General features: G+C 72.9%; 16 protein-coding genes and 2 pseudogenes. 6 read left to right on the forward strand and 12 right to left on the reverse strand.

What is annotated here, in order from left to right:
• Positions 1-54 precede the first annotated feature (54 nt).
• From AB0910_RS08230 to ribA, 9 genes and pseudogenes are all read right to left on the reverse strand, one after another.
• Positions 55-519: pseudogene (locus AB0910_RS08230) on the reverse strand (deaminase); the annotation flags it as partial.
• Between the two features lie 95 nt (positions 520-614).
• On the reverse strand, positions 615-1,373 hold the full coding sequence (locus tag AB0910_RS08235; RefSeq protein WP_366743716.1) for a dihydrofolate reductase family protein: 759 nt from the start codon (positions 1,371-1,373) through the stop codon (positions 615-617).
• A complete protein-coding gene (gene epsC / locus AB0910_RS08240) occupies positions 1,346-2,008 on the reverse strand; it encodes a serine O-acetyltransferase EpsC (protein ID WP_366743717.1) in 663 nt (220 codons plus the stop codon). Before epsC ends, AB0910_RS08235 begins: the two co-directional genes overlap by 28 nt.
• A 40-nt stretch (positions 2,009-2,048) precedes the next feature.
• Entirely contained in the window at positions 2,049-3,287 is a 1,239-nt protein-coding gene (locus AB0910_RS08245) for a hypothetical protein (RefSeq protein WP_366743718.1), read from the reverse strand.
• Between the two features lie 45 nt (positions 3,288-3,332).
• Positions 3,333-3,986 (reverse strand): class I SAM-dependent methyltransferase, encoded by a 654-nt coding sequence (locus tag AB0910_RS08250; protein ID WP_366743719.1) that lies wholly within the window; start codon positions 3,984-3,986, stop codon positions 3,333-3,335.
• On the reverse strand, positions 3,986-5,020 hold the full coding sequence (locus tag AB0910_RS08255) for a pyridoxal-phosphate dependent enzyme (RefSeq protein ID WP_366743720.1): 1,035 nt from the start codon (positions 5,018-5,020) through the stop codon (positions 3,986-3,988). The genes AB0910_RS08250 and AB0910_RS08255 overlap by 1 nt, the downstream gene beginning before the upstream one ends.
• Positions 5,017-5,943 (reverse strand): SUMF1/EgtB/PvdO family nonheme iron enzyme, encoded by a 927-nt coding sequence (locus tag AB0910_RS08260; RefSeq protein WP_366743880.1) that lies wholly within the window; start codon positions 5,941-5,943, stop codon positions 5,017-5,019. The genes AB0910_RS08255 and AB0910_RS08260 overlap by 4 nt, the downstream gene beginning before the upstream one ends.
• 53 nt (positions 5,944-5,996) lie before the next feature.
• Positions 5,997-7,682, reverse strand: coding sequence for a WD40 repeat domain-containing protein (locus AB0910_RS08265; protein WP_366743721.1), 1,686 nt, complete (start codon positions 7,680-7,682; stop codon positions 5,997-5,999).
• Positions 7,682-8,233: a GTP cyclohydrolase II gene (gene ribA, locus AB0910_RS08270; protein ID WP_366743722.1), complete on the reverse strand. Its 552-nt coding sequence runs from the start codon at positions 8,231-8,233 to the stop codon at positions 7,682-7,684. Before ribA ends, AB0910_RS08265 begins: the two co-directional genes overlap by 1 nt.
• A gap of 421 nt (positions 8,234-8,654) precedes the next feature.
• On the opposite strand from ribA, the gene AB0910_RS08275 reads away from it, so the two are divergent.
• Together AB0910_RS08275 and AB0910_RS08280 are read left to right on the forward strand one after the other, a co-directional pair.
• Positions 8,655-9,251, forward strand: coding sequence for an NADPH-dependent FMN reductase (locus tag AB0910_RS08275; protein ID WP_366743723.1), 597 nt, complete (start codon positions 8,655-8,657; stop codon positions 9,249-9,251).
• The gene (locus AB0910_RS08280) at positions 9,248-10,609 is read left to right on the forward strand and encodes an MFS transporter (protein ID WP_366743724.1); all 1,362 of its coding nucleotides are present in this window, start codon (positions 9,248-9,250) and stop codon (positions 10,607-10,609) included. The genes AB0910_RS08275 and AB0910_RS08280 overlap by 4 nt, the downstream gene beginning before the upstream one ends.
• A gap of 37 nt (positions 10,610-10,646) precedes the next feature.
• On the opposite strand, the gene AB0910_RS08285 is transcribed toward AB0910_RS08280, so the two are convergent.
• Positions 10,647-11,069 carry a VOC family protein gene (locus AB0910_RS08285; protein WP_366743725.1) on the reverse strand — a complete coding sequence of 141 codons (423 nt, stop codon included), beginning with the start codon at positions 11,067-11,069 and terminating at the stop codon, positions 10,647-10,649.
• Between the two features lie 164 nt (positions 11,070-11,233).
• Here AB0910_RS08285 and AB0910_RS08290 point away from each other — a divergent pair.
• Positions 11,234-11,878: pseudogene (locus AB0910_RS08290) on the forward strand (histidine phosphatase family protein); the annotation flags it as partial.
• Positions 11,879-11,977: 99 nt separating this feature from the next.
• On the opposite strand, the gene AB0910_RS08295 reads toward AB0910_RS08290, so the two are convergent.
• Entirely contained in the window at positions 11,978-16,030 is a 4,053-nt protein-coding gene (locus tag AB0910_RS08295) for a carboxypeptidase regulatory-like domain-containing protein (protein ID WP_366743726.1), read from the reverse strand.
• Between the two features lie 321 nt (positions 16,031-16,351).
• Here AB0910_RS08295 and AB0910_RS08300 point away from each other — a divergent pair, with 321 nt between their 5' ends.
• Complete coding sequence (locus AB0910_RS08300; protein ID WP_366743727.1) at positions 16,352-17,329, forward strand: helix-turn-helix domain-containing protein; 978 nt, start codon at positions 16,352-16,354, stop codon at positions 17,327-17,329.
• Positions 17,330-17,574: 245 nt separating this feature from the next.
• Here AB0910_RS08300 and AB0910_RS08305 read toward each other — a convergent pair whose 3' ends face one another.
• Complete coding sequence (locus tag AB0910_RS08305; protein ID WP_366743728.1) at positions 17,575-18,309, reverse strand: FCD domain-containing protein; 735 nt, start codon at positions 18,307-18,309, stop codon at positions 17,575-17,577.
• A gap of 212 nt (positions 18,310-18,521) precedes the next feature.
• Between AB0910_RS08305 and AB0910_RS08310 the strand changes: the two genes are divergently transcribed.
• Together AB0910_RS08310 and AB0910_RS08315 are read left to right on the forward strand one after the other, a co-directional pair.
• Positions 18,522-19,865, forward strand: coding sequence for an MFS transporter (locus AB0910_RS08310; RefSeq protein WP_366743729.1), 1,344 nt, complete (start codon positions 18,522-18,524; stop codon positions 19,863-19,865).
• 71 nt (positions 19,866-19,936) lie between these two features.
• On the forward strand, positions 19,937-21,031 hold the full coding sequence (locus tag AB0910_RS08315) for a zinc-binding dehydrogenase (protein WP_366743730.1): 1,095 nt from the start codon (positions 19,937-19,939) through the stop codon (positions 21,029-21,031).
• Positions 21,032-21,123 lie beyond the last annotated feature (92 nt).

Raw genomic sequence — 21,123 nt, forward strand, 5'->3', positions numbered from 1 at the left:
GTCGAGACGGCCTGCGGCGACTCCGGCGTCCCCGCGCCGCGCTGAGGGCGCGCGCTACGGGGTGTCCGCGTCCGCCGGGTCGGGGAGGTGGGCGTTGACCGCGCGGGCTGCGGCGGCCAGGGCGGGGATCTCCACGACCGTGATCCCGGCTTCCCGCAGGCGTTCGACGCCTACGCAGTCCGCCACGAAGGTCGCGGGTTCGCGCCAGGCGATGACCACGCGCCGGATGCCCGAGTCCAGGATGAGGCGGGCGCAGGGGCGGGGCCTGGACGCGCGCTGCGAGCAGGGTTCGAGCGTGCTGTAGAGGGTCGCGCCCGGCAGGGCGGGGTGGCCGGGGGCGAGCGCGGCCAGCGCGGCCTCCTCGGCGTGGACGTGCGGGTCGCCGTCCTGCCTGCTGTGGCCCCTGCCGAGTTCGCTGCCGTCGCCGGCCACGACGATCGCGCCCACCGAGTACGCGCCGTCGGACGGCGGGCATCGGCGCGACAGCTCGATCGCGCGGGTCAGCCATGCGATGTCCGCGTCTTCCCCAGCGGATTTCCGGGCGGTTTCCCGGCCGGTTTTCCGGGTGGGCTCCCGGGGGGTTTTCCGCGTGGGTTCCCGGGGGGCTTCCGGCATCACGTACGCTCCTTCGGCGCGTAGCGGAGCAGGACGACGTCTCCGACGCGTGCGGTGCCGAGCAGCCGCATCCGCGAGGTGCGGCCGGCGCCCGGGTAGGGGGCAGGGGCGAGGAAGGCGGGTGCGCCCGCCTCGCCGACCAGGACGGGCGCGACCGCCAGGTGCAGTTCGTCCGCGAGGTCGCGCGACATGAGCTGGGTGTGGACGGAGCCGCCGCCCTCGACCATCAGCCGCCGCACGCCGCGGCTTCCGCACTCGTCGAGTACGCGGTCCCAGTCGAGCGAGGGGCCCGTGCCGACCACCTCGGCGAGGCCGGCGAGGCGGCGGCGGAGCCCGCCCGCCACCGCGTCCACGGTGAAGACCAGCCGGTCCCCGCCCTCGTGCCACAGGCGCAGGGAGGGGTCGAGGTCCCCGGTCGCCGTGACGGTGATCCGCAGCGGGTGCGGCGGCAGGCCGCGGGCGGCACGGGCGGCCCGGCGGGCGGCGGAACGCACCAGGAGCCTGGGGTTGTCGCGGCGCAGCGTCCCCGCCCCCACCAGGATGGCGTCGGCGCCCGCCCGCACCTCGTCGACCCGGTCGAGGTCCTCGGGGCCCGAGAGGAGAAGGCGCTGCGGCCCCGCGCCGTCCAGGCGGCCGTCGAGGCTGACGGCCGCGGACAGCAGCACGTGGGGGCGCGCGGGCGGCGGCTGTTGTGGAGGGCGTACGGGCGCGGGGGCGCGCGGGTGGAGGGTCATCGGCGCGGTGATCCGTTCTGCCATGGCGTCCTCGCCGGCTGTCCTGCGGCCGCCGGGTCGGCGGGCGCGGTGCCGGTGAGGGCGTCGGCTGGGCGGGGCGCCGGTGCGGGCGCCGGGTGGATGCGGCTGGGCGGGGGGAGGACGCGGCTTGCGGCCGGGACGTCGGTGACCACGAGGGCGTGGGCCCCGACGAGGCAGTCCGCGCCGACGTGCACCGGGCCGAGGACGGAGGCGTTGGCGCCGACCACCACGCGGTCGCCGAGCGTCGGATGGCGGCGCTCGCCCGGCGGCCTGCCGCGGTCCCGCCACCAGCCGACGGCGCCGATGGTGACCTGGTGGTAGAGCGTGACGTCGTCGCCGATCACGGCGTCCTCGCCGATCACCACGGCGGCCCCGTGGTCCACGAAGAAGCGGCGGCCGAGCCGCGCCCCCGGGTGGATCTCGACGCCCCCCGACAGGGCCCTGCCGAGCAGCGACACGATCCGGGCGGTGCAGCGGTGGCCCGCGCCGTGCAGCCGGTGGGCCAGGGGGTGCAGCCACAGCGCGGGGAGGTACGACGAGAGCAGCGCCTCGCGCTTGCGGTGCACGGCGGGGTCGCGCTCGACCACGACCGCGAGGTCCTCGTGCATCCTGCGCCAGGCGGCCTTCAGGGCGCTCACCGGGCGCCTCCCGGTTTTCTGACGGGTGCCGGGCTGTCCATCAGACGTCCTCCGGGTCGTGCTCGTCCGCGGCGTACTCGACCGTGGTGTGGGCCTCGACGAACGCCAGGCGCTCGCGCACCTCGCGCTGCGTCGCACCGGTCACGACATAGGTGGCGAGGCCGCCGCCCGCCATGTGCGCCGGCCTGAACCACTGGCCGGGCTCCACGGCGAGCCGCCGCTCGACGAGCCACTTCCTGGGGACCGCGTCGTCGTCGATGCGGGCGACCTTGCCGTGCCTGCCGTAGACGAGGAGCATCCCGGCGGCCGCGCCGCGGCGCGGGTAGGCGGTGGTCGGCGCCTGGCCGAGGGCCAGGCGCACCATCGCCTCGTGGATGCTGACGCCCGTGACGGACCTGACCATCGCGCCGATGCTGCTGCCGCCTGCCCGGCAGGCCACCTCGCTGAAGACCAGCCGGCCGTCGTCCGTCAGGAAGGCCTCCAGGTGCAGCACGCTGTCGGTGACCTTGAACGCCTCGACCACCTGTTCCGTGAACCGGACGCACCGCGCGACCAGTTCGGGGTCGTCGAGGGTGACGGTGGACAGGGGCCTGCCCTCGGTGAAGGCGAGCGTCGAGGTCAGGTAGCGGGACGGTACGACGGTGTGCAGCCTGCCCTGGAACACCGCGGCGTCGATGTGCACCATGGGCGCGTCGATGAACTGCTCGGCCTGGCTGTACGTCAGGTCGGTTGCCCGGTCGGCGTCGAGTGCCCGCAACTCCGCCTCGTCGGACACGATGTGCAGTCCCGCGGAGCCGTAGCCCGCGCGCGGTTTCAGCACGATCCTGCCGTGGGCCGCGAGCAGGGGCAGCGCCTCGGCCGCGGTGTCCACCTCGGCCCACTCGGCGACGGGCAGGCCGCCGCCGCGCGCGACGGCCTTCATGGCCGACTTGTCGCGGAAGGGGACGACGGAGTCGGCTGAGGGGCCGGGGATCCCCAGCCGGTCCCGCAGCCGGGCAACCGGCAGCAGGAGCCCCTCGGTGAAGGCCAGGACGCGGTCGAGGCCGACCCTGCGGTGCACGGCCTCGGCGATGCCGTCGCGCAGTCCGTCGTCGCCGATGTCGAGCGTCATCACCTCGGCGCACTCGCCGGGCCTCGCCCGGTCCCCGAGCCCGGGCCGGGTGAGCAGGGTGACCCGGTAGCGCTCCGGGTCGAGCACGGGCCCGCCGTCCGGCATGCGGTACCAGTCGTAGCCGACCCGGTCGATGAACAGCACGTTCTCCCGTCGGGTGTGCAACATGACCTCCAAGGGGTCTGGTGGCGGGTACGGGACTGCCGCCGCCGCTCAGTCGCCGGAGCGCCGGGCCAGCACGAGGAGGTAGGCCCAGCCGGGGCGGCCTCTGGCGACCCGCAGGGCCGAGGCGACGGTGAAGCCGGCCCCGGCCAGCAGCGAACGGGCCTCGGGCTCGGTGAACTCGCGGGACAGCCGCCCGTCGTCGAGGACGTGCAGCCTCCCCTCCGACTCCTGCTCCCCGCGCACGAACAGGCTGACGCCGAGCAGCCCGCCGGGGCGCAGCAGCGCGTGCAGCGCTGCGAGGTGCGCGGGCTGGTCCTCGGGGAGCTGGTGGTGCAGCACCCCGTTGTCCAGCACGGCGTCGTACGCCCCCTCGTCGCGCAGGGCGCGTACGTCGCCGACGGAGAAGCGCACCCGGTCGCCCCAACGGGCCGTGATATCGGCCCACTCGGGCAGCTCGACCAGGTCGGCCGCGGTGACCCGGTGGCCCGCGGCGAGCAGGACCCCGGTGTCCCTGCCGCGTCCTGCGCCGACGTCGAGGACCCTGCTGTCGGGGGCGAGTCGCGCCAGGACCAGCTCCACCAGGTGCCGCATGGCGGGCTCGTCGGTCCAGCGGTCGTCCTCGCTCACGTACAGGTCGTGGAACGAGCGGCGCAGCAGCTCGCGGTAGGTCTCCGTCTCCGGGTGTCCACCGGTGGTGGCCATCAGCCGATACGCTCCCATTCCTCCGGGGTGCCCGCGTCGGGGAAGACGGTGAGCACGGTGGACGACGGGGGGAGCGAGGCGGCGATCTCCCTGGCCACGGCCCAGTTGGCGGCGGCCGAGCTGCCGATGCGCACACCGGTGAGGTCGCGGTACTCGGCCATGAGATCGAGGCACTGCGGATACGACACGTTCCTGTGCTCGATCTCCGCGTCGTACGCGGCCACGAAGGGCTGCTTGAGCCCGTGGCCGAAGCCGCCGGAACCGCCGTACTTGGGCAGCCCGTTGGGCGGTTCCTCGCTGCCGTAGGGGAGTTCGCTCGGACAGACGCCGACCGCGCGGACTCCGGGGAAGCGGCCGCGCAGCGCGCGCAGCACCCCGATCAGGGTGCCGCCCGTGCCGATCGAGGCCACCCAGGCCTCCGGTGTGCGCCCGCCGGACACGGCAGGTAGCGCGTCGAGGATCTCGGCGCCCGTGGTGCGGGCGTGGAAGGCCGGGTTGGCGGAGTTGCGGTGCTGGTAGAGGAGGGTCCAGTCGGGCTCCTTCTCGGCGACGGCGAGCGCGGTCCTGATGACCTCGATGAAGCCCAGGTCCGCCTCGACGAGGTCGAAGCGCGCGCCCCGTTCCTCCAGGGTGTCGAGGAGGCTGCGCGGGCTCGCGGACGAGAGGACGAACCGGGCGGCGATCCCGAGGTCGCGGCAGAGGCCGGACAGGGCGCGGGAGAGGTTGCCGCCCGAGTACTCCAGTACGCGCAGCTCCTCCACCGGCCGTTGCCCGTGCGCCTGGAGGGCCGCGCCGACCAGCGCGTACGCGACCCGGTCCTTGATGGATCCCTCGGGGTTGTGCCACTCGCACTTGGCGAGGACTGCGGCGCCGCCCGCGGGCCCCGGCGCCTCGATGAGCGGGGTGCCGCCGAGCCGGGCGCCGAAGGCGCGGAAGGCGGGGTGGCGCCGCTCCACCCCGAGGTAGTCCACCGCGGTGTCCACCGGCACCCATGGTGTGTCGATGGGTTCCACTGTTCGCTCTGTGCTGTTCACACGTCCTCCGCGAGGCGGAAGCCCATGGCGTAGATGGGCTTGCGGTACCAGCCGTGGCGCCGGCTGCAGCGGGTCAGGTCCCCATAGCGGGTGAAGCTGCCGCCGCGCGCCACGCGATAGGACTCGGCGTCCGTCAGCAGGTCGTCGGCGACGAACGCGCCGCCGGGGTAGGGCCGGTAGTCGTCCGAGACGTACTCCTCGACGTTCCCGCCCATGTCGCTCAGCCCGAACGGGCCCCGGCCCGCGGGGTAGATGCCGACCGGGGTCGTGCTGAGCGGCCCCTGCTCCACGGTGTTGGCGGCGTCGGCGGCGAAGGCCTCGCCCCACGGGTGGGCGCGGCCCGCGCCTGCCGCGTACTCCCACTCGGCCTCGGTCGGCAGCCGGAAGGGCCGGCCGGTCCGCCGCGCCAGCCACGCGGCGTAGGCGTCCGCGGCCTCGGGGGGCACGGTCCACACCGGGTGGTTCGCCAGGTGTGCCGGGTAGACGCCGAACTGCCAGGAGGTGGGCAGCCATGCGGCGGACGTGTCGGCGAGGAAGCCCCGGTACTCCAGGTTGGTGACGGGGTAGCGGGCGAGCCGGAAGGGCGCCATGTCCACCGGGTGGCGCGGGGTCTCCTTGGCGATCCACTCGGACCGCACCCCCACATGGCTCCACCGGGCGGTGACGCCCTCCACGTCGGCCTCGGGCAGGCCGATGGCGGCCCGGCCGCCCGAAATCGCCGCCATGGCGGGGGATTCGGGGTCGATGCGGGGGTCGCCGGCGAGCGCGAGCAGCGAGCCCGCCGTCCAGCGGTCGGCGAACGGGCGGTCCCCGTCCTCGGCGATCTCCGCGAGTCCTGCCGGGTCCGTGCCGCTCAGCCTGCCGTACGCCGCGCGGATGTCGGCGGGGTCGAGCCGGGACACGAAGGTGTGCGGCAGGCCCATGGCGGCCCGGTCGTCCAGCAGGTTGGGGTTGGTGGTCGGGGCGCTGCCCACGGTCACGACGGCACCTCGACCGGGTACACCGAGCCGTCGTACGACCCGGCGAGGAAGCGGTCGCCGTCCCCGTCGAAGCAGATCGAGGAGATGCCCGCCGTGGTGGGCCTGACCACGACGGGCCACTCGCCCGTGGCGCGGTCGTGGAGCGCCACCAGGCCGTTGTAGCCGCCGGTGGCGATGTAACGGCCGTCAGCGGACGTGCTGATGCTCTTGATGGAGTGGTCGTGCGGTGTGTCCACCACGTCCGCCGTGCCGCCGGTCCATATCCGCAGCTTGAGGTCGCGGCTGATGCTCACGAACTCGCCGGTCGCCGTGCCTGCGCAGCCGTTGGCGATCTTGTCGTGGGCTTCGGGGACCCGGGCGATCTCTTCGAGCGTCTCGGTCGAGAACCAGGCCGCCTCCGCGTCCGCGCTCACGGAGAAGATGACACCGCCCGCGGTGGCCACGCCCTTGACCGCGTTGGCGTGCAGCGGGAGCGTCGCCTCCAGGGTGAAGGCGCCGTCGTCGCCGAGTGAGAACACCAGCCCCTCGCCCGTGTAGGTGCCGATCACGACGTGCCTGCGGCCGGCGCGGTCGAAGGCCGCGCCGCAGTTCAGCGGGGACCTGTGCTGGTGTACGGGGCTGCCGGTGAGGGCGTCGAAGACCGTGCCCATCTGGCCGCCGGTGAGGACACGGTCGCCGACCGCGGTGAGGAAGTTGCACAGGCTCCCGGTGCGCGCCACCTCCCGGCCGTCCCGCCACAGCAGCCCGGCGTCGCCGATGGTGAGGGTCGAACCCTGGTGGCGGAGAACGGCGTTCACACCGAACGTCGGCTCGACACCGGCGAGGTCCCACTCCTCGGCCGCGATGTCGTACGTCGCGTACGAGGAGCCGAAGGTGGCGAACACCAGGGTCGTGTCGTCGAGGAAGGCGCAGGAGCGCGGCCACACGTCGCTCGGCAGCGACGAGGAGGCGACCTCGCGGAGGTCCTGGCCCGAGACGTCCCAGACCCGCAGCTTGCGGTCGTAGCTGAGGCTGACGATGAGTTCGCGGGCCGCGTTGTACACGAGGCGCTTGATGCCGGCGTCGTGTGCGGGGTGCGCGGTGGTGCCGGTCTCCTCGACCACCACGATCTCGCCGTCGTCGTTGCCCGCGTACACCGTCCCGGTGGAGGCCAGGGCCACGGTGTCCGTCTCGACCCCGCCGAGGTCGACGTCCTTCACCATGGTGCCGGTGGCGAGCGACCACCGCTTGACGGTCCCGTCGTCGCTCGACGAGATCAACTCCTTGCCGTCCGGGGACCATTCGACCGAGATGACATCGGCGGTGTGCCCCTCGAAGACGGCCTTGAGGCTGCCGTCGAAGCCGTAGACGCGGACATGGTGGTCGCGTGAGGCCGTCGCGATCAGCGGCTCCGCCGGGTGGAAGACCGACATCTCCACGTCGTCCTCGTGGTCGGAGAGGACGCTGACGAGCTTGAGGTCGGGCAGCGACCACAGGCGGGCCGTGTAGTCGCTCGACGAGGTGAGCAGGTACGCGCCGTCGGGGCTGAACGACACCTGGTTGGCCAGGTGGTCGTGGACGGAGCGGCTCAGCGGCCGCTTGCTCGCGGCATCCCAGAGGATGACCTGGTTGTCGTAACCCGCCGTGGCGACGTACGTGCCGGCGAACGCGGCGATCCCGCTGATGGGACCGGAATGGTGCATCACAGGGCCATTCCTTCGATGTCGATGGTGTGCTGGGTCTCGGAAACCTTCGCGCTGAGATAGCGGTAGTTGTTCGGGTTGACATGGGCCCCGGTGGGCACCGCGTGCCGGATCCGGATCCCGAGCGATGTCAACTGACGTACTTTGTCGGGGTTGTTGGTCAGCAGGTCGATCTCGGCTGTGCCCAGGACGCGCAGGATCTCCGCGGCCGCCGTGTAGTCGCGCTCGTCGGCCCTGCGGCCGATCGAGAGGTTGGCGGTGTAGGTGTCCTGTCCCTCGTCCTGGAGGCGGTACGCGTCGAGCTTGTTGTAGAGCCCGATTCCCCTGCCCTCCTGGCGGAGGTAGACGAGGTAGCCGCCCCTGTCGTGGATGCGGGTGAGGGCCTCGCGCAGCTGCGGACCGCAGTCGCAGCGCAGGGAGCCGAGCACGTCTCCCGTGAGGCACTCGGAGTGCAGCCGTACGAGCGGGACCGCCTGGGGTTCGCCGAGGCTGAGGGCGAGGTGCTCCCGTCCGTCGCTCAGGCCCTCGAACGTGATCGCTCTGACGGTCACCGGGCTGTCGAGTCCCAGGTCGAGCGGAACGGGAGTAACTCCGCGGATTCGAACCGACCCGGACACATTGTGACGAGTGTTCATTTCCTGGGTTTCGCCACTCATTCGCGCGCCTTTCTGACGGCCTGATGAATGGATTCGCTTCAACCATAAGGTGATCGACGCGACTGGCGAACAGGTGAAAATGAGCCAGGTCGCTGGCCAGAAACCGTCTGTCGTGCAAGCGGAAGGTGTTGCATCCTGCCTCGGGTGGTGTGACCGGGGAGTAACCCGGGATATCCGCATTCCCCCCACAGATGCTTCCCTGGAGTCGAGAATGTCGACTTTGATCTCTTTCACCCGAAGATGGCCCAGAATCTGGTTCTCGTCCTAGAGCGAGCCACGGAACGCGGCGTCCGGGAATCGCCCAGCAGTCGCAGAAGTGGCCGATCCGCAGCCGAGCAAAGGATATCCGGTGAAGATTCTCTGCATACTGGGAAGCCCGAGCCCCGCGGCGTGGTCCCGCCGGCTCGCGAGGGCGGTGGCTGACCTACTGCGGGTGAACGGCTGTGAAGTCGACGTGCTTGACCTGCGGGACATCCCCCTCGCCATGCTCGACACCGAGGCCTACGGCAGGGGAGGGGTCTATCCGCACGAGGGTGGCAGGGAGCTGCGCGCCCGCGTCGCGGCCGCGGACGGAGTGGTGCTGGCGACCTCTGTTTTCCATTCGAGCTACTCCGGCCTGCTCAAAAGCGCCCTCGACCATCTGGAAGCCGACGCGTTCGAGAACAAACCGGTCGCGCTGCTCGCCAACGCGGGTTCAGAGCGGGGTGCGACCATTGCGTGCGAACATCTGCGTTCCGTGGTGAAGGCACTCTCCGGATGGGCCGTTCCCATGCAGGTTGCGAGTTCGCAAGCGGACTTCGACGAAGAGACCGGGCAAATCAAACCCGGCAATGTGGTAAGGCGCTGTGAAATAATGTGTGACGAGCTGGTGAAATTCGTCGAAGCATTCTCCTCCCTGCGGGTTCCCCGTTGAACAGGAAGACGGCGCAACCCACCGAGGCGCAGGCGGCGCAGCAGGGGCGCTTCAGCACGGCGCTCCGCGCGCTCAGAGTCCGGCAGTACCGCAATTACCTGATAGCGGAGACCGTCTCCCTGATCGGCACATGGCTCCAGTTCACCGGGCAGATCTGGCTGGTCGTCCAGGTGCTCGCGCCCAACGACGGCTTCATGCTCGGTGTGACGTCCGCCGTCCAGTCGGCGCCGATCCTGCTGACCCTGTGGGGCGGGGCCATCGCGGACAGCCGGGACAAGCGCAAGGTGCTGCTGGTCACCCAGACCGTGTCGGGGATGGTGGCGCTCGGGCTCGGGCTCACCACCTGGGCCGGCGCGATCAGCCTCCCCGTCGTCTGGGTCGCCGCCTTCGTCCTCGGCATGACCAACTCCGTGGACTCGCCCGCCCGCCAGGCCCTCGTCGCCGAACTCGTCGACGACGAGACGCGGCCGAGTGCCGTGGCCCTCAGCAGCGCCGTGTTCCAGGGCACGCGGGCGGTGGGGGTGGGCCTCGCGCCGGTGCTCGTGGCGGCCTGGGGGCTGCCGGCGCCCTTCCTGATCAACGCCCTCTCGTTCGGTGTGGTCCTCTTCATCCTCGTCAGGATGAAGGTGCGCCCGGTCGTGCCGCAGGCCGACTCGCGCAGGGCGCTGGTCCGCGAGGGGCTCTCGGAGCTGCGGACCCGGCCCACCGTCATGGCGCCGCTGGTGATCCTCGCCGTCATGGCGGTGTTCGCGCTCAACTTCGACGTCACACTGCCGCTGCTCGCCACCAACACCCTGCACAGCGGGCTCGGGCTCACCAGCACACTGCTGACGGTGAGTTCGATCGGCGCCGTCGTCTCGTCGTTCCTCATCGCGACGACCCGCCAGGTCACCGACAGAACCCAGCGGACCTATGTCCTCGTGCTGGCCCTCTCGATGTGCGCGCTCGCCCTCACGCGCGTGCCGTGGCTCGCCATCGTCATCATGTTCCCGCTCGGCGGCGCCATCGCCGCGACGACGGCCAGCACAAGCACCCTGCTGCTCCAGCGCAGCGAACCCACGATGCGGGGCCGCATCATGTCCGTGTACGGGCTGATCATGCAGGGCTCGTCGCTGATCGGCGGCCTGATCCTCGGCGCGCTCGCCGACCCCGGCGTCTGGGGCGCCCCCGGCAGCCTCTACGTCGGCGCCGCCGCCATCGGCTTCGGCGTGGCCCTCAGCCTCCTGGTGCTGGCCGGCCGGCTGCCGCTGCTGGTCGCCGCGGCGGTCAGGAAGCGCGGCGCGGGCCGGGAAGCCGGCCGGGAGGGGGACACCCCGCGCGGGAGCGCCCCACCGGAGGGGGACACCGCGGAGACCTGACCCGCGGCGGCGTGGCGCGTCCCCCGGGGGACGCGTGTCAGCTCTCCTGCCCGTAGGCCCAGGGGGCGAGGATCACGACCCAGCCGTCGGGGTCCTCGAAGGCGACCGCGCCGCGGTCCGACCAGTACGGGTTGGCCGTCACCACGGAGCCGTGGCCCGCCGCGAGCACCGGCGCGGCCGCGGTCTCCACCGCGGCGGTGTCCCCGAGGTAGAGCACGACCTGGTTCTCCGGCGACGGCTCAGGTACGGCACCGCCGTCGTGGACCAGCTCCAACTGGACGGCGGCGTCCGGCAGTCCGATCACCACTCCGTCGTATCCGGCGTGCCCGGAGAACTCGGCGATCACCGGGAGCCCGAGCACCTCGTGGTAGAAGCGCCTGCACTCCGCCAGCTTGGCGGTTGGCCGAGCGAACCTCACGTTGGCGAGGGGGAGTTCACTCAGCCGGCCGTTCTTCGGCATCTTGCTCCTCAACGTCGCTGCTGCTGGCGGCCACTGTAACGCCGCCCGCCGCACGCGCCCGTGGCCCGTCCGCGGGGGCCCGCCCCCGCACACCGAACGCAACCCAGGGAGGCACCGTGAACACCCCGCAGCCCGACCGGACACCCCTGCAGGACACCACCGCCGGCTGGAGCGCCGCCGCCGAGGCGGGCGCCCCCACCGTGCTGGTCCTGCTGCGCCACGGCGAGACGGCCCTCACCCCGGAGAAGCGGTTCTCCGGGAGCGGCGGCGGCGACCCGTGCCTGTCGGCCACCGGCCGGGGGCAGGCGGCGGCGGCCGCCGCCGGACTCGCGGCGCGCGGCGGCATCCAGGCCGTGGTCTCCTCGCCCCTCGGGCGCTGCGTCGAGACGGCGGGCGCGGTCGCCGCGCTGACCGGACTCGACGTCCGCGTCGAAGACGCCCTGCGCGAGGCCGACTTCGGGGCGTGGGAGGGGCTCACCTTCGCCGAGGTCCGCGAGCGCCACCCCGCGGACCTGGCCGCGTGGCAGTCCTCGCCCTGGGCCCCGCCCACCGGAGGGGAGAGCTTCGGCGCGCTCGGCGAGCGGGTCGAGGCCGCGCTCGCCGCCCTCCGCACGCGCTTCGTGGGGCGCACCGTCCTCGCCGTCACCCATGTGACGCCCATCAAGACACTCGTCCGGCAGGCGCTCGGCGCACCGCCAGAGGCCCTCTTCCGCATGGAGCTGTCGCCCGCCTCGGCCTCTGTCATCGCCTACTACCCGGACGGCAGCGCCTCGCTGCGCCTCTTCAACGACACGTCCCACCTGCGCTGACGTCAGCGGGTGCGGCAGGACACCGGCCGTGGCACGGAGAAGGGCCGCCGCGTACCGGTACAGGTGAGTACCGGTACGCGACGGTCGGGCGGTGACGGGTCAGCGGGCCAGTCGCCCACCCCCTCCGGCAGTGGCACCTGTGGTCTGCCGGGCTGCGCCGGCGGAGGGCCGCACGTGCAGGGTGGCGGGGAGGTCGAGGGCCGGGTACGGGGTGTTGGTGGTGCCGAGCACGACGGTGGCCGTGTAGGTGCCCGGCCGGGTGATCCGCCCGGTCGCGGGGTCGAACCGCACGGTCACCGTCCTGGAGGCGCCGGGCGCGAGGGTGAACGTGGCCGGAGTCTCGGTCAGCCACGGCACGCTGGTGGCCTCCGTCTGGTCGTAGCCGGGCAGCAGCTCGACGCCGGTCAGCGGCGGTGAGGTGGCGCCGTTGCCGTCGTTGCCCCCGACCTTGTAGAGGCCCAGGGTGCTCGCGCCGCGGTACCCGGGGGTGCTGGAGGCGGGGAGCTGCGACCAGACGTCGGCCTCCGGGTCGTAGGCGTAGGTGGCGTTGGTGACGGCGTTGGAGTCGTCGACGACGCCCCCGGAGAGCACGAGCCGGCCGTCGGCGGCCGCGTAGGCCGTGCCCCAGGCGTCCTCGGGCAGGTCGGCGAGCCTGGTCCAGCTGTCGGCGTTGGGGTCGTAGGAGAAGGTGGCGGTGTGCGAGCTCTCGCCGTCGTACCCGCCGGCGCAGACCACCTTTCCGCGCAGCCCCCCGCACGCGAGCCAGGAGGTCGGCACCGGGTAGTCCGCGGCGCGGCTCCAGGTGTCGGACTTCGGGTCGTACTTCTCCACCTGCGTCGATCCGCAGGTGTACAGGCAGCCGCCGACGACATACAGGTCGCCGTCGAGGACCGCGGTGCCCGCGCCGGCGAGCGGTGCCGGGTTGTCGGCGACGGTCTTCCAGACGTCGGTCGCGGGGTCGTAGACCTCGGTGCGGGGGTCGGGCAGGTAGTCGGAGCCCCAGCCGCCGGTGGCGTAGAACCTGCCGCCGATCGTGGCGTACGCGGGTGCTTCCCGCACGTCGTGGGGGCTTGCCTTCCGGGTCCACGCCCCGGAGGACGGGTCGAGGGCGTACATGCCGGTCGCGTCCGCGGTGCCGTCGAACCCGAAGGCCGAGTACAGGGTGCCGTCCGAGCCGGCGTACGCGGCGCTGTCCTCCACGCCCGCGGGCAGGTCCGCCAACTGCTGCCAGGGCGACCCGGCAGCGGGCGCGGAGGTGCGGTGGTGCGGCGCGGCGGCTGGTCCGCCCGGGATGTCGCGCAGGGGGCTCACCCGGGCCTTGACGGTCCGCGTCGGGGTGGCGGCGCGCGCCGCCGCGTCCGCGGCGGGTGCCGCGCGTTCGGAGAACGAGACCTTCGCCGGCGCGGAGCCGGTGTTGGTGACGGTCACCCGGGTGGCGGTGGTGTGGCCGAGGGCGGTCGACCCGCTCAGGCCGGTGCGGCTGACGCGGATCCGGCCCGCCTTGAGGGAGACATCGGCCCGGGTCACCTTGTCCGCGGCGGCCCTGACCCGCAGGGTGGTGCTGCTGTAGTGCACGCGGGACGCGGTGAGCGCCTTCACGCCGGCGTTCTCGGTGAACAGCTGGTAGAAGCCGTCACCGAGTTCGGGGTCGCTCGACGCACTGCTCGATGTGGCCTTCTCCGCCGGTGCGGCCGCGTTGGTGACGGTGGCGGCGCCGACGCCCCGGTGGGTGTTGGCGTCACGGGTGTGCCCGGCGACCACGCCGCCGGGGATCTTGATGAGCGACGCCGGGCCGATGCGGACGTTGTCGATCTCCCACAGGTCGCCCCAGGAGGCGACGTAGCGGAAGCGCACCTGGACGCCGTGGGCTCCGGCGAGGGCGGGGACCGGGATTTCCTGGTGTCCGACGACGGAGTCGGTGGTGCCCGTCCACACGTTCGTCCAGGTCGTGCCGCCGTCGGTGGTGTAGTCGACGTAGCCGGTCTGGTGGGGGAAGCTGACGTAGAACGAGTCGAAGGAGACCAGCGGGATCGTGCCGGACGGGAAGTCGGCCGGGGGCGAGATCAGGGAGGAGTCCTGGCTCTTGCCGTACCCGTAGTAACTGCTGTCGGCGATGGCGAAGTGGTCGTCACCCGCGTAGTCCGGCTCGCCGCCCGGGTTGTCGAAGGCCCAGCCGCCGCCGTCGGTCGCGTTCTGCACCGTCCAACCGCGGGGCGTGGTGGTCCCGTCGAAGGTCTGGAGCTCCCCGCCGAACCGGGTCCTGTATCCCTCGGCGGTGCCGGCGAGGGTGTCGACGGCGAGGGCGGCGTCGACGGTTTTGTTCTTCCTGGCGACCTCGACCTGCTTCGCGGCCGGCAGGTATCCGGGGTAGGCGGCGTCGATGTCGAGGGTGTAGGCCGCGCCGACCGGCACCTTGAGGCGGTACTCGCCGGTCAGCGGGTCGGTGTGGACCGGGCTGCCGGGCACGCCCTTGAGGCTGATCGCGGCGTACAGCGGCCAGCGGTGTCCGGACCCGTCAGTGACCTTCCCGCTGATCGTCACGGTCCGTGCGGGCGTGAGGGCCACATTCTCGGTGGCCGTCCGCGCGTCGGCCACGGTGACGGCCGGGGCGGACCTGGTCACGTACCCGTAGGCCGAGACCGAGAGCCGGTAGCGTCCCGGTACCACCGTCAGGTCGTAGGTTCCGTCCTTGCCGGTGGTCGCCGAGTAGGGGCCTGCGGTGACAGTCGCCCCGGTGATGGGCGAGCGGGTCCTGGCATCAGTGATGACGCCCTTGAGCTCGCCGTGGGGCCCGCTGGAGAACGCCGCGGTCCCGTGCGGGGTCCCGAGGCCGGTCGGCCCGTCCCAGCCGGGGCCCGCGGTGCACCACCGCGCCGTCGTGCAGGTGCCGTTGGAACCGGAGGTGACGTCGTTGAGAGCCGACCGGTTGGTGTAGGGCAGGGTGTTGGGGTAGCTGCCGCTCGCGACCGGGCCGGCGTCGGCGTAGACGCCGGTGACGATCGGCGCGGCCGCGCTGGTGCCGCCGTACTGGGCCCAGCCGCCGGCCTGGTAGCTGTTGTAGACGGCGACGCCCGTCTGCGGGTCGGAGACGGCGGACACATCGGCCACGGCCCGCTGGTCGCAGCCGGTGTCCGCACTGTTCTGGAAGGCCGGCTTGGGTTCGTAGGCCGAGCAGCCCGACCCGGCACCGCCGCCGCTGCCGCTCCACACCGACTCCGCCCATCCCCGGGGTCCGCCGTCCTTCACCAGGCGCGTCCCGCCGACCGACGTGACGAACGGGGAGGCGGCCGGGTAGGAGACGCCGTATCCGCTGTCTCCGGAGCTCGCCACGACCGCGACGCCGGGGTGGTCGTAGTACGGGTCGAAGGACGTCGGCTCGGCGGGGTCTTCGCCGCTTCCCGACTGTGCGGTGTAGTTGCTGCCGTAGCTGTTGGAGACGTAGCCGGCTCCCAGGCTCACCGCCGTGTCGACCGAGGTGGCAAGGTCGGTGAAGTTCGCGGTGTCGGCCTCGACCAGGACGATCCTGGCCTGCGGCGCGACCGCGCTGATCATGTCCAGGTCCAGGGACACCTCGCCGGCCCAGTCCGCGTTCGCCGCCGGGTAGAGGTCCTGGGCGCCGCGCTGGTTGACCTTCTTGAAGCAGCCGTTCGCGGTGGTGCAGGCGGGCAGGCCGAACTGCCGGCGGTAGACGGCCAGATCCGCCTCCGCGCTGGGGTCGTCGTAGGCGTCGACGATGGCTATCGTCGCGCCCGCGCCGCCGTCGGACGGCAGGGCGTAGGCCGACTGGAGGTCCGCGGGCGTGTAGCCGACCGGCTGCTCGTCGAGCGGGCGGATTCCGGTGCGGTGCAGGGTCAGTTCGGCCCGCTGGGCGTAGCACTGGGCCTCGCCGGGAGAGGGGGTCGTGCACAGCTTCGTGACCGGGGTGCGGGTGTTCGTCACCGGCTTCCCGTGCAGCCGCGTGCGCTGGTCGCGCTGGGGCGCGGGTGAGGTGGGCGCCTGTGTGGCGTGCGGAGTCGAGGGGGTCGCGGAGGCACCCGCGGCCGTGAGGGTCATGGCGACCATGGCGAGGCCGAGCGCGGCGACTGACGCGGCGAGGCCGCGGCGCCGCCGCCGGCCAGGCCCAGGTGGTCTGGGCGCTGATCCGTGTTTCATTCCCGTTCACCTCTCGAAGAAGGCTGACCGGCGGCGCGCCCCGGGGACGAGCCATCTGACGAACCGCCGTGTTCCCGAGTCGTCCTGAAGGAGCCAGGAGACGTGATCTCAGGCCCCACCGCACCGCCCCTGCCGCACCGTCGCGGGCCGAGGGCGGGCTGTGGCTGTCCGGACGCACGGGAGCCTCGGAGGTCCGTGCCACGGCCTCCGCAGTGGTGCCTGATGCCTTGGAATGCTGCCAACAGGCATTCTGTAGCGACAAGAGGTTCCGGCTGGCCGGTCGTTGTCACGTGGCACATCACTGCCACACAGGGAGGCGTCATGGAGTTCGCCGTGCTCGGTCTGGGCGAAGCAGAGGAGCGGACGTACCAGGCCCTGGTCGCCAGCCCGCACACCACAGCCGCTGAGCTTGCTGCCGACATGGGCACGTCCACACCGGTGACGGCACACCTGCTCGCGGTGCTCGTCGCCAAGCATCTGGCGACGCGCAACGGGCGGCCCGCCCGTTATCTGGCAGCGCCACCCGACGTGACGCTTGCCCGTCTGATCCAGGAACGCGACCAGGACCTGAGTGCCGCCCGCGCCAAGGTGAACGCGCTCACGGAACTCCACCGCAACGCCAACAACGTGAGCGGTCCCGAGCTCGGCATGGAGCTCCTCACCGACCGTGCCGCGATCGGCGCCGCCGCCCGCCTGCTCACCTTCGAGGCGCGCGACCAGGTGCGCGCACTGGACCGGCCGCCCTATGTAGACCGGCCCGGCAGCCATCTTGAGGAGCAACTCGACCGCATGCGGCAGGGCGTGGCCTACCGGGTCGTCTACAGCCGGGCGGCGACCGAGTGGCCGCACCGGTTGAAGGACGACATTCTGCCCGCGCGGGAAGGTGGCGAGCGCGCCCGGGTCAGGCCCGAGCTGCCGATCAAACTGGTCATCCGCGACGACCAGGACGCCTTGATCCCCTTCAATCTGGGGCCAGGAGGACAGCAACTGGCGGTTCTGGTACGCCGGTCACCCGTCCTGACGGCTCTCGAAGCCCTCTTCGAGGCTGAATGGGACCGCGCCGTGGCGATCGACCAGGGCGGCGCCGCCTCCGATGCCCGGCCCCGGGAGGAGGCCGACGAGATCACCAGGTCGCTCCTCGCCCTGCTGACCACCGGGATGTCCGATACCGCCATCGCCCGTGCCCAGGGGTGGAGTCTGCGCACCACTCACCGGCGGCTCAGGCGCCTGATGGCGCAGCTCGGCGCCACCACCCGTTTCCAGGCCGGACTCATCGCAGGCCGCCGCGGCTTGATCTGAGGTCTCTCGTTTGGATCATGCCGGGCTCGCGTACCCCGGTGCCTCCCCCAGCCTCCGGCCGGGGGCACCCCCAGGCACCGGACCCCGCTCCCCCATCCGCCCTGATCCAAACGAAGGACCCTGGCGGCGTGCCGGGGGCCGCGGAGCGGCCGGCCCGGTCTGCCGGCTCGCGGACCCGCCCCCGCAGCGCCGGGTCAGGAAGACGAGAGGCGCATCGCCGAGCGGGCCCGGCAGGGCCGGGGCGTTCACGGCTCGGTGGCCGAGGCGTCCCGCGGCGGGCGCGCCGTGCGCAGGGCGTGGTCGGCGTCGGCGCGCGCCAGGGCGAGCAGGTCGGCCATGGCCGCAGCCGCGCGGTCCTGGTCGCGCTCGCGCACGGCGTCGAGGACGGCGCGGTGGCTGGGGACCGGGTCGCCCGCAGCGCCCGCCGCGCCGTGGACGAGACTGTCCCTGGCCTGGAGCGCGGCCTTCATGAGGTCGTCGAGCCTGGTCAGCATCTCGTTGCCGGAGGCGCGCAGGAGTGCGCGGTGGAAGGCGGCGTCGGCCTCGGCTGCCGCGCGCTCGCCGCGGGCCCCGGCCATCGCCCCGAGCGCCAGGTCGAGCGCGGCGAGGTCGTCGTCCGTGCGGCGCAGGGCCGCGCACCGCACCGCGGCGGGCTCGACGATCACGCGCAGCTCCTGGAGGTCGCGCAGCAGCGACTCGCCCTTGCCGCAGGCCACGCGCCAGCGGATGACGTCGGCGTCGAGCGTGTTCCACTCGGCGCGCGGGCGGACGAACGTCCCGCGCTTCTGCCGGGAGGCGACCAGCTCCTTGGTGGCGAGGACCCGCAGGGCCTCGCGCACGACGGTGAGGCTGACGCCGAGTTCGCCGACGAGCTCCCGGGGGTCGAGCGTGGCGCCCTCGGGCACCTCGCCCGAGACGACGCGGTAGCCCAGCTGCTCGACCACCCGGCCGTGCGTGCCCCGGCCCGCGTACGACGCCATGGCGCTCCGTCTCCTCGCTCCCCGCGGCGGTGGCCGCGCCCCCGCGGCGCTGCGGCCGCCTCAGAGGGCGATTATCGCCGCCCGTGCCCGTGTGACGCAGGTCACCATTGAGGAGCCTTATTAATTCATATTTAATGGCGGCCGTTCGATGGCGCACAGCCGCCGCCCGCACCCCCACGCCGGCGGTCGCGGCGCCGGGAGGAGGAGCCTGGATGCGTACGACCTCCGGCAGCCCCGAGGGGGAGCCGTCGCCGCCGGGGCGGCTCCCCCTGGTGGAGCGGATCGGCATACCCCGCCCCCTGGCGTGGGGCTATCTGGCCGTCCTCGTCTTCATGATCGGCGACGGCGTCGAGTCGAACTACCTGGAGCCGTACCTCACCGACTGGGGCTTCAGCGACCACTCCGCCGGCCTCGTCATCAGCGTCTACGGCGCGTTCGTGGCCATCGGCTCCTGGTTCTCCGGCGCGCTGTCCACGCTGTGGGGCCCGCGCCGGGTGATGCGGCTCGGCGCCGCGCTCTGGGTCGCGTTCGAGGTGTTGTTCCTCGCCGTCGCGCTCCCCAGCGGCAACCACGCGCTGGTGTACGTCTGCTACGGCCTGCGCGGGGTCGCCTACCCCCTCTTCGCCTACGCCTTCCTGCTCTGGGTGCAGCTGACGAGCCGCAGCGAGCTGCGCGGTTCTGCCGCCGGCTGGTTCTGGTTCGCCTACAGCGCCGGTCTTCCCACCATCGGTTCCGCCTTCGCCGCGGTGGCGATCCCGCTCGTCGGCGCGTACGCGACGTTCTGGCTCTCCCTCGCGCTTGTGGCGGCGGGCGGGCTCATCGGCTCCCTCGCCGTGCGCGAGGCGCACGGCACCCGGCCCGTCACGGCCGGCGAGCGGCCCCGCGCGCGGACCGAACTGCTGCGCGGGATCAGTGTGCTGAGGCGCTACCCGCGCACCGGTGTCGCCGCGCTCGTCCGGATGATCAACACGACGCCGTACTTCGGCTTCTTCGTCTTCCTGCCGTCCTTCTTCGGCGACCGCATCGGCCTGAGCACCTCCGAGTACCTGGCGCTCGTGAGCTTCATGGGCGTCATCGGCATCCTCGCCGACCCGGTGTTCGGGCGGCTCAGCGACCGCTTCGGCTGGCGGTACACCATCGCCCTGGCCGGCGGCGCCGGCTGCGCCGCCGGTGTGCTCGTCCTCTACTGGCTTCCCCAACTCGACCCCGGCAACTACCCGTTGGCGCTCGCCGCGACCGTGCTCTACGGCATCATGCTGGCCGGCTACATCCCGCTCTCCGCCCTGCTGCCCTCCCTGGTGCGCGAGGAGGACAAGGGCAACGCGATGGGCGTGTACAGCCTCGCCGCCGGCCTCTCCACCTTCGTCGGGCCGCTCACGTACGCGGTGTTCGACCCGCTCGTCGGCCACACCGGCGTGGTGCTGATCTACGCGGGGATGTACGCGGCGGGCGCCGTGCTCACCTGGCTCCTGCTGCGCGTCGACGAGGATCCGGGAGAGCTGCGGGCCGCCGCGGCGGCGAAGGAGGCCGCCACCGCGGGCGCCCCGCCCGCCTGACCCGCCGCCATCCGCGGGAGCGCGCCACGCGACCGCGCCAGAAGGACAAGCAACGAAGGGCAGGGACCACCATGACCGCCTCCGCCTCACCCTCAGGGGCCGCCGCCCCCGCCGTGCCCGCCCGGATGACGGGCGCCTACCTCCCGGGCGACGGCACGGTCGCGCTGCGCGAGAGAGCGGTGCCCGCGCCCGGCGAGGGGCAGGTGCTGCTGCGCACGCGCGCCTCCGGGGTCTGCGGCAGCGACATCCACTACATCTACAACGGCCACATCGGTGAGGGCGGCGCCGCCTACCGCGGCGTCGTCGCGGGCCACGAGCCCGCGGGGGAGGTCGTGGCGACCGGCCCTGGCTGCCGGCGGCTGCGCCCCGGGGACCGCGTCGCCGTCTACCACATCTCCGGCTGCGGCCAGTGCGAGGAGTGCTCGCGCGGCTACTTCATCGGCTGCACGTCCGAGCTGCGTGCCGCCTACGGCTGGCAGCGCGACGGCGGCCACGCGCCGTACCTCCTCGCCGACGAGAACACCTGCGTGCCGCTGCCCGAGCCGCTGACGTACGTCGACGGCGCGTTCATCGCCTGCGGCGTCGGCACGGTGTACGAGGCGCTGACGCGCATCGGCGTCAGCGGCGCCGACCGGCTCCTCGTCACCGGGCTGGGGCCGGTCGGCGCCGCCGCCGCGCTGGTGGCGCGCGCGCTCGGCGTCTCCACCGTGTACGGGGCCGAGGTGGTGCCCGCCCGGATGGCGTGGGCGCGCGGCCTCGGCCTGTTCGACGAGGTGATCGACTCCTCGGACGCGCCGCTCGACGCGGTGCGCGCCCTCACCCGAGGCACCGGCGTGGAGGCCGCGGTCGACTGCTCAGGCCACCCCGCGGCCCGCTCGCTCGCGCTCACGTCGCTGCGGGTGCGCGGCAGGCTGGCGCTGGTCGGCGAGGGCGGCCCGATGACCCTCGACGTCTCCGACGACGTCCTGCACAAGCAGGTGCTGATCTCCGGCTCGTGGGTCACCTCCGTGCCCGGCATGACCCGGCTCGCCGAGCTGCTCGCCCGCCGGGGCCTGCACCCCGAGGCGCTGGTCAGCGACCGCTTCCCGCAGTCGGACGCGGGCCTGGCCTACGAGGCGGCGGCGGGCCGGGCCGCGGGCAAGGTCTGCCTCGTCTTCGACGACTGAGCGCGACGGAGCACCCCAGCCAACGTCCCCGCACATTAATTACGAAATAAATATTGACCTGGCCACCGGCGGAATGGTGCAGTCCTGCCCGG

This window comes from Streptomyces sp. NPDC047002, assembly GCF_040704505.1.
Lineage (GTDB): Bacteria > Actinomycetota > Actinomycetes > Streptomycetales > Streptomycetaceae > Streptomyces.